Genomic DNA, 13,466 nt, shown 5'->3' with positions numbered 1-13,466 from the left:
TCGGGCCAAAGGTGCAAGGGCAATTTGCGGCGCGGCGCCGCTTTAGCGTCTCGACACAAACTTGTAACGCGATCGAAGCGCCTGTTGCGGATCAGGCCGCCACCGCTTTCCTGATCCAGACCTTGTTGTCGTGGAAAGCGGCGCCGCCGATCGGCGCGATCGTGTCCGCGCCCGTCAGCATGTTGATGCCGCGGTTACCGATATGGTTCTTGTTGGGATGAACGGACTCCGCGATCAGCACGCCGCGGCGCACGCCCTCGAACAGCGTGGCGATCAGCGTTGTCTCGCCGCGGATGTTGCCGAGCGTCACGGCGTCGCCATGGGCGATGTCGAGCGCGGCCGCATCCAGGGGATGGATCATCACGCTCGCCTTGCCCTCACGCGCCTGGGAGGACGGGGTCTCGTTGAAGGTGGTGTTGAGGAAGCTGCGCGACGGGCTCGTGGCAAGCCGGAACGGATGGGCCTGGTCGGAATGCTCGATCACCGCCCAATGGTCCGGCAGCGACGGCATCTTGTCGAAGTCACCCATCGTCTGGCCGAACGGCGGATGCGCCCAATCAGCCTTGAAATGGAATTTCCTGTCGGCGTGGGCGAATCCGTCGAGATAATGCGAGGTGCGGAAATCCGGCTGCAGGTCGCGCCAGAGATCGGCTTCGAGGCCGGCAATGTCGCCGTGGTCGCTCAGCTTCAGCGTCGCGTCGATCAACTCACGCGGCGTCAGCTCGAACCCTGGATGCCTGGCGCCAAGCCGCGGCGCCAGCGCCTGCAAGACCTCGTGGTTGGAGCGGCACTCGCCGGGCGGGTCGATCAGCTTCGGGCCGACCGAGATGTGCTGGTGCCCGCCACCGTAATAGAGATCGTCATGCTCCATGAACATCGTCGCCGGCAGCACGATGTCGGCCATCTCGGCCGTCTCGGTCATGAACTGCTCGTGCACCGCGACGAACAGATCCTCGCGCGCAAACCCCTGCCGCACCAGTGCCTGTTCCGGTGCCACCGTCATCGGGTTTGTGTTCTGGATCAGCAGCGCCTTGACCGGACCCTTGCCGTGCAGAGCCTTGGAATCGCCGGTGAGGATGCGGCCGATCTGCGACTGGTCAAGCGCGCGGATGGTTGGATCGATGGCGTCGTGACCTTCGATGATGGATTCGTTGAAGTGCCACAGCGCGTAATTGTTGAAGAAGGCGCCGCCGCCTTCATATTGCCAGGCGCCGGTCACCGCGGGAATGCAGTTTGCAGCATGCATCTGCGCCGCGCCGTTGCGCGAGCGGGTGAAGCCGTAGCCGAGCCGGAAGAAGGTCCGCTTGGTCTCGCCGACCAGTCTGGCAAAAGCCTCGATCTCCGCCACCGGCACGCCCGAGATCGCCGACGCCCATTCGGGCGTGCGCGTCTTCAGATGCGCCTCGAGCTCATCAGGGCAATCGGTGTACTTGTCCATATAGGCGCGATCGGCATAGCCGTCGCGGAACAGGACATGCATCACGCCGCAGGCGAACGCGCCATCGGTGCCGGGCCGCAGGATGATCTTGATATCCGCCTGCTTCATGGTCTCGTTGTCGTAGATGTCGACGGCCGCGATCCTGGCGCCACGTTCCTTCCGCGCACGGGCGGCGTGCGTCATCACGTTGACCTGCGTGTTGACGGGGTTGGTGCCCCAGATCACCACCAGGTCGGACAGCGCCATCTCGCGCGGATCGACGCCGGCGATCTTGCCGGTGCCGATCGCGAACCCAATGCGGCCGACATTGGCGCAGATGGTCTGATAGAACCGCGAATATTTCTTCACATGGGTGAGGCGGTTGAGACCGTCGCGCATCACCAGCCCCATTGTGCCGGCGTAATAATAGGGCCAGACCGATTGCGCGCCGAATTCGCGCTCGGCCTGGTTGAAGCGATCCGCAATCTCGTCCAGCGCCTCGTCCCAGCTGATCCGCGCGAACTGACCGGAGCCCTTCGGCCCGGTGCGGCGCATCGGATAGGTCACCCGATCGGGGTGATGGATGCGCTCGGCATAACGGGCGACCTTGGCGCAGACCACGCCGGCCGTATAGGTCTGCTTTTTCGAACCGCGGACACGACCGATGCTGCGCCCCTCGACCACCTCGATGTCGAGGGCACAGGCCGACGGGCAATCATGCGGACAGGTCGAATGGTGGATTTCGATCTTGGCGTGCTGGTTCATGTCCAATTTGGTAACACCAAAATACCTGTCAGCCGAGGGTATTTATCCGGCAACGCCCATGCGATTTGCTCAGACCGCGTGCGCCGCCGGTTCCTGCCGCGACCGCGAAGAGCGGCGCCGCCACACCGAAAACCGTCGGATATTCCAGGCACCATCGGCCTTGTGAGGCGTCGACAGTCCGCCTCCCCTGCCGCTACAGTGCTTACCAACAAGAACGACATCAGGGAGGTGGGTGTGACGGCCCGACAATTCATGCTGGCGCTGGCCGCCGGCCTGCTCAGCGCATGCTCCGCAGCCCCGTCCCTGGCGCAGGACTATCCCAACCACGCGGTCCGGATCGTCGTGCCCTTCGGCGCCGGCGGACCGGCCGATGTCGCGGCCCGGCAGATCGGCAATGCGCTCCAGGAGAGTTTTGGCCAGCCCTTCGTGATCGAGAACCGCACCGGCGCCGGCGGCGTCATCGGCACGGTCGAAGCGGCGAAGTCGCCCGCCGACGGCTACACGCTGTTGATGATGTCCAACACGCAGACCGCGAACGAATCGCTGTTGACGCCGGACAAGCGCAAATACGAGCTGATGCGCGACCTCGCGCCGATCGCACCGGTGAACTCTTCCGATCTCGTCATCGTGGTGAACCCGCAAGTCGCAGCGAAGACGCTGCAGGAGTTCGTCGCGCTCGCCAAGTCGCAGCCGGGCAAATTGAACTACGCCTCCTCCGGCCAGGGCACGCCCTATCACATGGCCGGCGAGCTGTTCAAAGCGATGGCCGGCATCGATCTCGTCCATGTCCCCTACCGCAACAGTGGCGAGGCCCGCAGTGGCGTGATCGGCGGGCAGGTGCAGATGATGATCGATGCGGTGCCGGCAATGGCGCCGAACATCGGCGAGAATCAGGTCCGCGCGCTCGCGACCACCGGCAAGCAGCGCTCAGCCGTGCTGCCGAATGTGCCGACAGCGATCGAGGCGGGTGTCGCAGGCTATGAAGCCACGATCTGGCTCGGCCTGATGGCTCCGGCCGGCACGCCGAAACCCGTGATCGACAAGCTCAATGCCGCCGTGAACGCAATGGTGAAGCGTCCCGACATCGTCAAGCTCTGGACTGCGCAGGGCGCGGTGCCCATGTCGATGACGCCGGAGCAATTCGACAAATTCCTGCGCGGCGACATCGAGAAATGGGCGGACGTCGTCAAGAAGTTCGACAAGTCCTGAGGCCGTAGCGCGACAATGCCGACCATTCAGTTCCAGCTCAACGGCACGGCGACGGCCGTCGAGACCGATCCGGATCAGACGCTGCTGGATGTGCTGCGCGGCCGGCTCGGCGTCACAAGTCCGCATTTCGGCTGCGGGGCCGGCGAGTGCGGCGCTTGCCATGTCATGGTCGGTGATCGCGCGATGGCCTCCTGCGACATGCCGATGTGGTCGGTCGCCAACAAGGAGGTCGTCACGGTGGAAGGCCTCGGCACCGCGGAGCAACCGCATCCGCTGCAACGCGCCTTTATCTCCGAGCAGGCGATGCAATGCGGCTATTGCGTATCGGGAATCCTGATCAGCGCGGCGGCGCTGCTGAAGCGCAATCCGTCGCCGACGGAGGCCGAGGTGAGAGCCGCGCTCGATCGCAATCTGTGCCGCTGCGGATCGCACAACCGCATGGTCCGCGCCGTGTTGCGGGCGGCCGCGGAGATGGCGACATCATGAGTGTGCCGTCCCCTGCCCCGACACTGCCGGTCAGCCTTGCGGCCAATCCCAAGCTGTCATCCTGGGTGAAGCTCATCAGCGAGGGCCGTGTGGCGATCTCGCCCGGCAAGGTCGAGATCGGACAGGGCATCGTCACGGCCCTGGCGCAGATCGCAGCCGACGAGCTCGACGTCGATATTGGTCGCATCGAGATGATCCGCGCCTCCACGGCGGCAAGCCCGAACGAGGGCGTCACCTCGGGCAGCCTTTCGATCCAGCAGTCGGGCCGCGCGCTGCGCCACGCCTGTGCCGAGGTGCGCCAGCGCTTCCTCGCCGCGGCATCCGAACGTCTCGGTGTCGATGCATCGCTGCTCGAGATCGATGACGGCACGATCTCGGGCCCCGGCAATGTCAGGACCAGCTATTGGGAGTTGGCCGGCGACGTTTCGCTCGACCGCGACGCCAATGCGGGCGCGACGGCGAAGATTGTCGCCAAGCGCACTGTGGCCGGACATTCGGTCCAGCGTTTCGACATTCCCGACAAGGTGTTGGCACGGGCGCGCTTTATCCATGACTGTCCGCTGCCGGACTTGCTGCACGGACGCGTGCTGCGGCCGGACATCTCGGGCGCCAGGCTGATCGCGCTCGACGAGACGGCGGCGAGAGCCGTTCCCGGCCTCGTCGCGATCGTCCGCGATGGCGGTTTTTCCGGCGTGGTCGCCGACAGCGAGGCAGCGGCGGAAGCCGCGCTGAAAGCCTTGCGCAAGGGCGGGACATGGTCGGCCGGCGAGCCGCTGCCCGATGAAAATGATCTGGCCGGGTTCTTGAAGAGCCAGCCGGTCGAGACCACCGTGATCGATGTCCGGACGACTGCGGCAACGATAAAGGAGGCTGCTCGCACCCTCCGCCGGCAATACATCCGTCCCTACATCGCGCACGCTTCGATCGCACCGTCCTGTGCGATGGCCCAATGGAACGGCGATCGCGTCCACGTCTGGACCCACAGCCAAGGCGTCTACCTGCTGCGCGCTGATCTTGCGATCGTGCTCGAGCTGCCGGCAGAAAACATCGTGGTCGAGCACATGGAAGGCGCGGGCTGCTACGGACACAATGCCGCCGACGACGTCGCGCTCGATGCCGTGCTGCTGGCGAAACGGGCCGGCGGCCGTCCGGTGCGGGTGCAGTGGTCACGCCACGACGAGATGTCCCACGCACCGTTTGGCGCGGCGATGGCGATCGAGATCGAGGTCGATCTCGACGCGGACAACGAGATCGTCGGCTGGCGCCATGCGATCTGGAGCAACGGCCACGCGGCGCGGCCGGGGCGCGCGGCGCAGCCCGCGCTGCTCGCCGCAACCGAGATTACGAACCCCTACCCGCGCATGGTCTCGACCAATCCGCCCCCAGCCAATGGCGGCGGCGGCGACCGCAACTCCGTTCCGCTCTACGACCTCCCGTCCTGGACGGTCACGAGCCACCGGCTGCTGACGATGCCGGTGCGGACCTCGGCGCTGCGCACACTCGGCGGACAAGGCAATGTGTTCGCCATCGAGTCCCTGCTCGACGAGATCGCTGCCCTGCGCGGCGAAGACCCGATCGCGTTCCGCCTGCGTCATCTGCGCGACGAACGCGCAAAGGACGTCATCCGGGCCGCGGCACGACGCGCGCAGTGGAAACCGCAAAAGAAGTCCGGCATCGGTCATGGCGTCGGCTTCGCGCGCTACAAGAACATGGGGGCCTATTGCGCCGCGATTGCGGAGATCGAAGGCACTGAAGACATCCGCGTCAAGCGGCTGACGCTGGCGGTCGATGTCGGCGAGGCCATCAACCCGGACGGCGTCATCAACCAAATCGAGGGCGGCGCAATCCAAGCGACGAGCTGGGTGCTGAAGGAGCGCGTCCGCTTCGACCGCACGCGCGTCACATCGACGTCCTGGACCGACTATCCGATCCTCACCTTCAGCGAGGTGCCAATGGTGGATGTCGAGATCGTGCAGCGGCCGGAGATCGAGCCGGTCGGCGCCGGCGAGGCTGCCCACGGCCCGGTGACGGCGGCGATCGCAAATGCCGTTTACGATTGCCTCGGCGTGCGCGTGCGCGACCTGCCGATCACCCGCCACAAGATCATTGCAGCCATGGAACAGGCCTCGTGACGACAGTGAGCATTTTGAGCGGAGGCGCGGCGCAAGGCCTGGTGCGCGGCCTCAGCGATCCCTTCAAGACGCAGACCGGCTTCGGCATCGACGGCGAGTTCGGCGCGGTCGGCATCATGGCCGACAAGCTGCGCGCCGGAACGGCGGCCGATCTGGTGATCCTGACGCAGGCGCTGCTTGCAAATCTTGCCGAAGAGACGCTCGTCGTCCCCTCCTCGATTTCGGATATCGGACGGGTCGAGACCGCGCTCGCGGTCCGTAGCCGCGATCCCAAGGTGACGGTGACGACCGAAACTGACCTGCGCGAGGTGCTGCGAAGCGCCGATGCGATCTACGTCCCGGACACGAAAGCCTCGACCGCCGGACAGCACGTCGCAAAAGTGCTGGATCAGCTGGGCATCGCCTACGAGGTCGCCTCGCGCCTGAAGATCTTTCCGAACGGCGCGACCGCGATGCGGGAGCTTGCGGCATCCACCGCCGCGCATCCGATCGGCTGCACCCAGGCTACCGAGATTATCGCGACCGACGGCATCGCACTGTCAGGAGCGCTGCCGCCGGGCTGCGAGCTCGTGACGATGTACACGGCCGGCGTGACCACGCGGGCCGCACATCCGCAAGAGGCGGCCGCGCTGATCGCGTTGCTGACCGGCGCAGACCGCAAGGACCTGCGCCAGCGCGCCGGCTTCACCGGGTAGGTAAGCGCCCTACGTGTGCAACTGGGTGAGGCCGGTCGGCGGCCCGTCGACGGCAGTCCAGCCGCCATCGACGAACAGCGTGCTGCCGCTGACATAGCTCGCGGCGTCCGAGGCGAGATAGGCGACGGCGGTCGCGACCTCGTCGGCGCTGCTCCAGCGGTTGAACACGGTGTGGCCGGCGTAGAGATTGTAGATGTCGGGACGCTGCTTGAACGGGCCGGTCAGCGCGGTCTCGGCGATGCTCGGCGCGATCGCGTTAACGCGCACGCCGGAGCGCCCAACCTCGGAGGCAAAGCCCTTCACCAGCAGGCCGATGGCCGCCTTGGTCGAGCCGTAGACGCCGAGGCCCGGCTCGATGGTCACCGCCCGCACTGAGGAGCAAGCGATGATGCTGCCGCCCTTCTGCTCGACCATGATGCGACCGAAGGCCTGGAAGAACCAGACCGTGCCCTTGATGTTGAGGTTGAGGACGCGGTCGAGATCCTCCTCGGTGTAATCGAGGATGGTCTTGCGGATGTTGAGCCCGGGCGTCGTCACCGCGATGTCGAGGCGCGAAAATTTCTGCATCACGGTCTTGGCCAGCGCATTGACGTCCGCAGCGCTCGCGGCGTCACACGCAGCCGCCTCGGCCCAGCCGCCCTTCTCACGAATGCCGGCGGCAGTTGCTTCGGCGGCGTCAATCGCGCGATCGGCGCAGACGACACGGGCGCCGAGCCCGGCCAGCGCCTCGGCCGACGACTTGCCGATGCCCGAGGCCGCGCCGAGCACCACGGCCGTCTTGCCGGTGAGATCGAAGAGCTTGCGATAGTCAGTCACGGATAGATTCTCCTGTATTGCTGCTATCCCTTGTAGCCCATCAACAGGCGGGGCAGCCACAGCGAGAAGGCGGGGACGTAGGTCACGAACATCAGAGCTGCGATCAGGGCGGCGTAGAACGGCAGGATGGTGCGCATCACCGCGCCCACCGAGATGCCGCCGATGGCGCAGCCCACGAACTGCGTGGTCCCGACCGGCGGGGTGTTCAGCCCGAGCGCGCAGTTGATGAGCATCAGCATGCCGAACTGCACCGGGTCCATGCCCGCCTTCATCGCGATCGGCAGGAAGATGGGCGTGCAGATCAGGATGGTCGCCGCCATGTCCATGAAAGTGCCCAGCACGAACAGGATGACGTTGATGAGCAGGAAGATGACCCAGGGCTGCGTCGAGACCTTGCTCATCATATCGCCGGCGAAGTCGGCCACCTCGTAAAGTCCCATCAGATACTGGAACATGGTGGAGACGCCGATCAGCAGCAGCACCACGCCTGTGGTCTTCACCGCCTTGGCCGCGGCGCGCAGGAAGTTCGGCAACGTCATGGTACGGTAGATGAAGAACGTCAGCAGGATCGTATAGGTGACCGCGACGGCCGCGGATTCGGTGGCCGTGAACACGCCGGACAGGATGCCCGCCAGGATGATGCCGACGATCAGAAGGCCGGGCAGAGCGGCTGCGAGCGAGCGAAAAACCGCGGGCCAGCCCGGGAACTTGCCGGCCGGATAGCCTCGCTTCACCGCGACCGCGTAAGCGGCGACCAGCATGCACACCATCAGCACCAGGGCCGGCAGGAGCCCGGCGGCGATCAGCGCGCCGATCGAGACCTTGCCGCCGGCGGCGAGCGCATAGATGATCATGTTGTGGCTGGTCGGCATCAGCGCTCCGACCAGCGAGGCATGGGTGGTGACGTTGACGGCGTAGTCGGTGTCGAAACCTTCCTTCTTCATCATGGGGATCATCACGGCCCCCATCGCCGACACGTCGGCCACGGGCGAGCCGGACACGCCGCCGAACAGCGTGCAGGCGACCACGTTCGACATGCCGAGCCCGCCGCGGATGTGTCCGACGAGATTCTTGGCAAGCTGCACGATCTTGTCGGCGACGCCGCCATGCAGCATCAGCTCACCGCTGAAGACGAAGAACGGGATGGCGAGGAAGGAGAAGATGTTCATCCCGGACATCATCTGCTGGAAGATGACCGCGACCGGCAGGCCTTCGTAGAGGATGGTGCAAATCGCCGAGAGGCCGATCGCGAAGGCGACCGGGACGCCGAGGACCAGGAAGCCGAAGAAAGTGGCGCCGAGGATGATCAGTTCCATGAGGGGACGACCTCTTCGCCGCGCAGGAGAGCGATGATGTGCTCGATTGAAAAGGAGACGATCAGGACGCCGGAGGCGACCAGCGGCACGTAGCGGATGACTTCGGGCAGCCCGAGATTGGGGATCTTCACGGTTCCGACCGACGCTCCGAGGATCCAGCCGTTATAGGCCATCGCGACGCCGAAGCCGGCGACCAGGACGTGGATGACAAGCTCGATCTTCTCCCGCGCGCGATCCGGCAGCATCACCAGCAAGCTATCCATGCCGATATGCCCGGCATCGCGCACGCCGACGGCGGCGCCGATCAACGTGACATACAGGATAAGAACCAACGCAAGGTTCTCCGTCCAGGTCGGGCTGGAATTGAGCACGTAACGTCCGAACACCTGGTAGAAGACGATGGTGACGATGACGAGCAGCCCGGTCACCGACAGGTACATCCCTAGCCGAGCGACGGGAGCATTGATCCGGGACAGCAAGCCGGTGGACGGGCGTCCGGCTACGTCCAGTTCGTGGTCTGCGACGTGAGGGTCTGTCATCCAAGTCTCCTTGCAAGTCTCCTTGCGCGCGTCCAATGCGTCGGTCAGGCGTCGCCAGTCGGCAACGCCGGACCGACGCTATGGCCTTACTTCGTGTCCTGGATACGCTTGACGAGGCTCTTCAGCTTCTCGTCACCCGCGAACTTGTCGTACACCGGCTTCATCGCGTCGACGAATTCCGCCTTGTTGGCGATCGTCACGACCTGAACGCCGGCCGCTTCGACCGTCTTGCGGGAGGCCTGCTCGCGTTCGTCCCAGAGCTTGCGCATGACGGGCACCGATTCCTTGGCCGCCTTGCGGACCATCGCCTGGTCCTCCTTGCTCAGCGTGTCCCAGACCGTCTTGGACATCACGAGAACTTCGGGCGCCAGGGAGTGCTCGGTGACGTTGTAGAACTTGGCGGCCTCGAAGTGGCGCGAGGACTCGTAAGAGGGCCAGTTGTTCTCGGCAGCGTCCACCAGACCGGTCTTGAGAGCGGTATAGACCTCGCCATAGGGCATCGGGGTCGGATTGGCCCCGAGGCTCTGGATCATGCCGACCCACAGATCGGATTGCTGGACGCGAATTTTCAGACCCTTGACGTCCGCGAGCGACTTGATCGGTGCCTTGACGGTGTAAATGGACCGGGCGCCGCTGTCGTAATATGCAAGGCCGATCAGGCCTGCGGGCGCCATGGCCGCCAGGATCTCGTCGCCGATCGGGCCGTCAAGGACAGTGCGCATGTGCTGCGTGTCCCGGAAGATGAAGGGCAGGCACAACGCGATGGTTTCCGGCACGAAGTTGTTCAAGGGCGATGCGTTGATCCGCATCATGTCGAGGGCGCCGATCTTGAGCTGCTCGATGGTGTCCTTCTCGGAGCCCAGCGCACCGTTGGGGAACACCTTCACGCCGAGCTTGCCGCCGCTCGCCGCGGCGAGCTGCTTGCCCATGAACTTGACGGCCTCGACGGTTGGATAATCGGCGGGATGGATGTCGGCGGAACGGAAATCGCGTGCGGTCGCCAAGGGGGCTGAGACCGCCAGCAGAGCGGCTGCGATGACGCCGGTGAGTATCTTCATCTGGGCTTCCTCCTGAGGTGATTATATCGTTGGGCAGATGCTGCGGGCCGCCTTGGGTCGCTCCACTTCCGGTGTGAAGTCAAGCGCCATCGTCGTCCCTAGGGCGCGCGGCATTCTCTGTCCAAGCCAAATCCGGCATCGATCAATGCTAGAGTTGCATCGATGGATCAGACCGGCTTTGGGCAGACAGCCGGCTCCTCGTCCAGTTTTTCCGAAATCATATGTCGTCTGGCGCGGCAAGCGTTCATGCGCGTTGCTTGACGCCGCCGGTGCGGTCCTCTCAAGATGCTGCGAAGCAAAACGGACATCCCGAGGAATGCCTATGCCGCGGAAGCTGATCGACATCTCCGTGCCGCTCAGAAACGACGTGACGGCGGATCCGCCGGGCAATCACCCGACGATCCAGTACATCGATCACCAGCAGGGCCTGCCGCGGATGCTGCAGTTCTTCGACGGCCTCACGGCACAGGATCTGCCGGACGGCCAGGGCTGGGCCGTCGAGCAGGTCTCGCTGTCGACCCATAACGGCACGCATCTCGATGCGCCCTGGCACTTCCATCCAACCATGAATCGCGGCGCGCGGTCATGGACGATCGACGAGGTCCCGCTGGAATGGTGCTTTCAGCCCGGCGTGAAGCTCGACTTCCGGCATCTGCCCGACGGCTATGTGGCGAGCGCCGACGACGTCGAGAAGGAGTTGAGGCGGATCGGGCATGCGCTGTCGCCGCTGGAGATCGTCGTCGTCAACACCGGTGCCGGCGCCAGGTTCGGCCAAGCCGACTATGTCAGCTCAGGCTGCGGCATGGGCTACGAGGCCACCATGTATCTGCTCGAACGCGGCGTGCGGCTGACCGGCACCGACGGCTGGAGCTGGGACGCACCGTTCGTCCACACCGCGAAGAAATATGCCGAAACGAAAGATGCCGGCCTGATCTGGGAGGGCCACAAGGCGGGGCGGCACATCGGCTATTGCCACCTCGAGAAGCTGCACAATCTCGACCAGCTGCCTTCGACCGGGTTCACCGTCTCGTGCTTTCCGGTGAAGATCGAGCGGGCCTCCGCGGGCTGGACCCGCGCCGTCGCGATCATCGACAGCTAGCTGTCGAGCCCGCTCTCGGCGAGTTCGCGCAAGGCATTAATGTCGAGCACGACGATGGCGCCGTGCTCGAGGCGAACCCAGTTGCGGCCCGCCCAGGCGCGCAATTGCTTGTTGATGCTCTCGCGCGTCATCCCCACCATCTCGCTGATCTCCTGCTGCGTGATGGCGAGCGTGCCGCTGCCGGAGTCGAACTTGCGCTCTTCGGTGAGGCCGAGCAGCGCGCTCGCAAGCCGGCCCGGCAGATTTTGCAGGATCACCTGCTCGACCTGCTGACTGGTCCAGCGCAGTCGCGCGCAGAGCAGCTCGATGAATTTCATCGCGAGCGCCGGCTGGCTCTTCACGAACGGCAGGAAGTCCCGGCGATCGATGATGTAGAGCTCGCAATTGGTGTTGGCGGTCGCATCGGCCGACCTGGGGGCGCCGTCGAGCACCGCGATTTCGCCGAAGATCTCTCCGGGACCGATCAGATTGAGAATGGCGTTACGGCCGTCGGGCGACGAAGAGGAAATCTTCACCGTCCCTGTGATCACCGCGAACAGATTGTTGCCGGGATCGCCCTTGGCAGCGATCGTCGCGCCGCGCTTCACCGTGGTGTGCTTGGCGTAACGGCAGAGCTGATCCAGCGCCTCCGGCTCCAGATCCGCAAAGATCGGGTGCTTGCGCAGGACCGATAATTTATTCCCCGCCGCTTGTCGGGGGTCGTCGCCGGTCTTGTCCTGAGGCACGCCACTGGGCTCCTAAGACTGCGAGGCACTGGGGTCCCTGCGTAGTCAGTGTAGCCCAGTTTTTCAACCGGAAAGCATGTGCCCTATTTGAGGCAAACGCGGCGAAAATGCCGCGGTAGGCGTGAAGCCGGCAGCCGAAGGAGGAGCCAATGCGTCCCAGTCGATGCAGAGTTGCAAGTGCCGCACGCCACCTTGCGTTGAGGCGCTGCCAACTGTCCCGAACTCGCACGGCATAGCCCGCCCCGCGGGCGCCGCAAGATGGGAGGGTGATCTCAGAAGCTTCGACGCTTGACGTCGGACTCGGGCCGGGCTGCACTGGTTTGCCGGTCTGCCCAGGCCAGGGCCCCGGCGAATGTGACAAAGATTGCCACGACAATGGTGCTCATAAGCAACGCGTCAGCCGGCATGATGCTCTCCCCTGTGGTTTTGAGCATTATTCGGGGCACCCGGCCGAATGCATTGATCCCGATCAAAATCGAGCCGCGCTGCGTCGGAATCAGGCTGCGGCCAAGGCCTCGACCTTCGCCCGTTCGAGCAGGCTGATCCCGCCATGAATGATCTCGATCACGCCGTGGCGCTCCAGCTTGGTGAAGGTGCGGCTGACGGTCTCGATGGTCAGGCCGAGGTAGTCGGCGATGTCCTGGCGGCTCATTGGAAGCGGAACCGTGTCCAACGCCCGCTTCAGCGAGACCAGCCGCTCGCGCCAGCCGAGCAGAAAGGCCGCAACCTTTTCGTCCGCCGAACGGCGGCCGAGCAGGACCATGTGGTCCCGGGCCTGGCTCAGCTCGCGAATCGCCAGCTCGTTGATCCGCCTGAGGAGATGCGGCCGGTCTTCGATGAAACGGCCGAAGGGTGACTTCGCGAACTGGCATACCGTCACCGCGCCGATCGCATCGGCCGAAAAATTGTGCCTGCCCGAAATATTCATCCCCAGGAAATCGCCGGGCAAGGCAAAGCCCACGATCTGCCGGCGGCCGTCGGGCAGCAGCTTATACAGCCGCATGACGCCCTCAAGAAGATTGTAGAACGAGGTCGTGATGTCCTCCTCGGAGAACACAGTCTCGCCTGAGGAAAAATGGACGCGCCGACCGAGATGCTCGAATTCCCGAAGCTCGACCGCATCCAGCGACGAGCAAACCGCTGATGCGCGGACGGCGCAATCGCTGCAGAGCTGCCAGTTCGGCTCAATCGTGCCCACGGGCTTCATCG

Annotated in this window: 12 protein-coding genes; 5 read left to right on the top strand and 7 right to left on the bottom strand. The window is 64.7% G+C overall.

Annotation, left to right across the window (positions count from 1 at the left end; genetic code table 11):
- Positions 1 to 91 precede the first annotated feature (91 nt).
- Complete coding sequence (locus BcanWU425_RS13380) at positions 92 to 2,182, bottom strand: molybdopterin-dependent oxidoreductase (protein ID WP_231190519.1); 2,091 nt, start codon at positions 2,180 to 2,182, stop codon at positions 92 to 94.
- A 252-nt stretch (positions 2,183 to 2,434) separates the two neighbouring features.
- Here BcanWU425_RS13380 and BcanWU425_RS13375 point away from each other — a divergent pair, with 252 nt between their 5' ends.
- The 4 genes from BcanWU425_RS13375 to BcanWU425_RS13360 are packed head-to-tail and all read left to right on the top strand — an operon-like array spanning position 2,435 to position 6,704.
- A complete protein-coding gene (locus BcanWU425_RS13375) occupies positions 2,435 to 3,391 on the top strand; it encodes a tripartite tricarboxylate transporter substrate binding protein (RefSeq protein WP_198959230.1) in 957 nt (318 codons plus the stop codon).
- A 15-nt stretch (positions 3,392 to 3,406) separates the two neighbouring features.
- Positions 3,407 to 3,877 carry a (2Fe-2S)-binding protein gene (locus tag BcanWU425_RS13370; RefSeq protein WP_085394637.1) on the top strand — a complete coding sequence of 157 codons (471 nt, stop codon included), beginning with the start codon at positions 3,407 to 3,409 and terminating at the stop codon, positions 3,875 to 3,877.
- Positions 3,874 to 6,009: a xanthine dehydrogenase family protein molybdopterin-binding subunit gene (locus BcanWU425_RS13365; RefSeq protein WP_231190517.1), complete on the top strand. Its 2,136-nt coding sequence runs from the start codon at positions 3,874 to 3,876 to the stop codon at positions 6,007 to 6,009. Before BcanWU425_RS13370 ends, BcanWU425_RS13365 begins: the two co-directional genes overlap by 4 nt.
- Positions 6,006 to 6,704, top strand: a complete 699-nt coding sequence (locus BcanWU425_RS13360; protein WP_204511862.1) for a molybdate ABC transporter substrate-binding protein — start codon at positions 6,006 to 6,008, stop codon at positions 6,702 to 6,704. The genes BcanWU425_RS13365 and BcanWU425_RS13360 overlap by 4 nt, the downstream gene beginning before the upstream one ends.
- Before the next feature lie 9 nt (positions 6,705 to 6,713).
- Here BcanWU425_RS13360 and BcanWU425_RS13355 read toward each other — a convergent pair whose 3' ends face one another.
- The 4 genes from BcanWU425_RS13355 to BcanWU425_RS13340 form a co-directional block, all read right to left on the bottom strand.
- On the bottom strand, positions 6,714 to 7,520 hold the full coding sequence (locus BcanWU425_RS13355) for an SDR family NAD(P)-dependent oxidoreductase (protein WP_085360076.1): 807 nt from the start codon (positions 7,518 to 7,520) through the stop codon (positions 6,714 to 6,716).
- Between the two features lie 23 nt (positions 7,521 to 7,543).
- The gene (locus tag BcanWU425_RS13350; RefSeq protein WP_204511863.1) at positions 7,544 to 8,836 is read right to left on the bottom strand and encodes a TRAP transporter large permease; all 1,293 of its coding nucleotides are present in this window, start codon (positions 8,834 to 8,836) and stop codon (positions 7,544 to 7,546) included.
- A complete protein-coding gene (locus BcanWU425_RS13345) occupies positions 8,827 to 9,375 on the bottom strand; it encodes a TRAP transporter small permease (protein ID WP_204511864.1) in 549 nt (182 codons plus the stop codon). Before BcanWU425_RS13345 ends, BcanWU425_RS13350 begins: the two co-directional genes overlap by 10 nt.
- A gap of 86 nt (positions 9,376 to 9,461) precedes the next feature.
- Positions 9,462 to 10,433 carry a TRAP transporter substrate-binding protein gene (locus BcanWU425_RS13340; protein ID WP_085349491.1) on the bottom strand — a complete coding sequence of 324 codons (972 nt, stop codon included), beginning with the start codon at positions 10,431 to 10,433 and terminating at the stop codon, positions 9,462 to 9,464.
- A 322-nt stretch (positions 10,434 to 10,755) separates the two neighbouring features.
- Here BcanWU425_RS13340 and BcanWU425_RS13335 point away from each other — a divergent pair, with 322 nt between their 5' ends.
- On the top strand, positions 10,756 to 11,532 hold the full coding sequence (locus BcanWU425_RS13335; protein WP_204511865.1) for a cyclase family protein: 777 nt from the start codon (positions 10,756 to 10,758) through the stop codon (positions 11,530 to 11,532).
- On the opposite strand, the gene BcanWU425_RS13330 is transcribed toward BcanWU425_RS13335, so the two are convergent.
- Positions 11,529 to 12,257, bottom strand: coding sequence for a Crp/Fnr family transcriptional regulator (locus BcanWU425_RS13330; RefSeq protein WP_018454810.1), 729 nt, complete (start codon positions 12,255 to 12,257; stop codon positions 11,529 to 11,531). The two genes, BcanWU425_RS13335 and BcanWU425_RS13330, sit on opposite strands and share 4 nt — an antisense overlap.
- Positions 12,258 to 12,753: 496 nt before the next feature.
- Positions 12,754 to 13,464, bottom strand: coding sequence for a helix-turn-helix domain-containing protein (locus BcanWU425_RS13325; protein ID WP_204511866.1), 711 nt, complete (start codon positions 13,462 to 13,464; stop codon positions 12,754 to 12,756).
- Positions 13,465 to 13,466 lie beyond the last annotated feature (2 nt).

Source organism: Bradyrhizobium sp. WU425, assembly GCF_021052305.1.
GTDB lineage: Bacteria > Pseudomonadota > Alphaproteobacteria > Rhizobiales > Xanthobacteraceae > Bradyrhizobium > Bradyrhizobium canariense_D.
The sequence above is the reverse complement of the archived record's forward strand: the minus strand, read 5'-3'. Positions and strand labels throughout refer to the sequence as shown.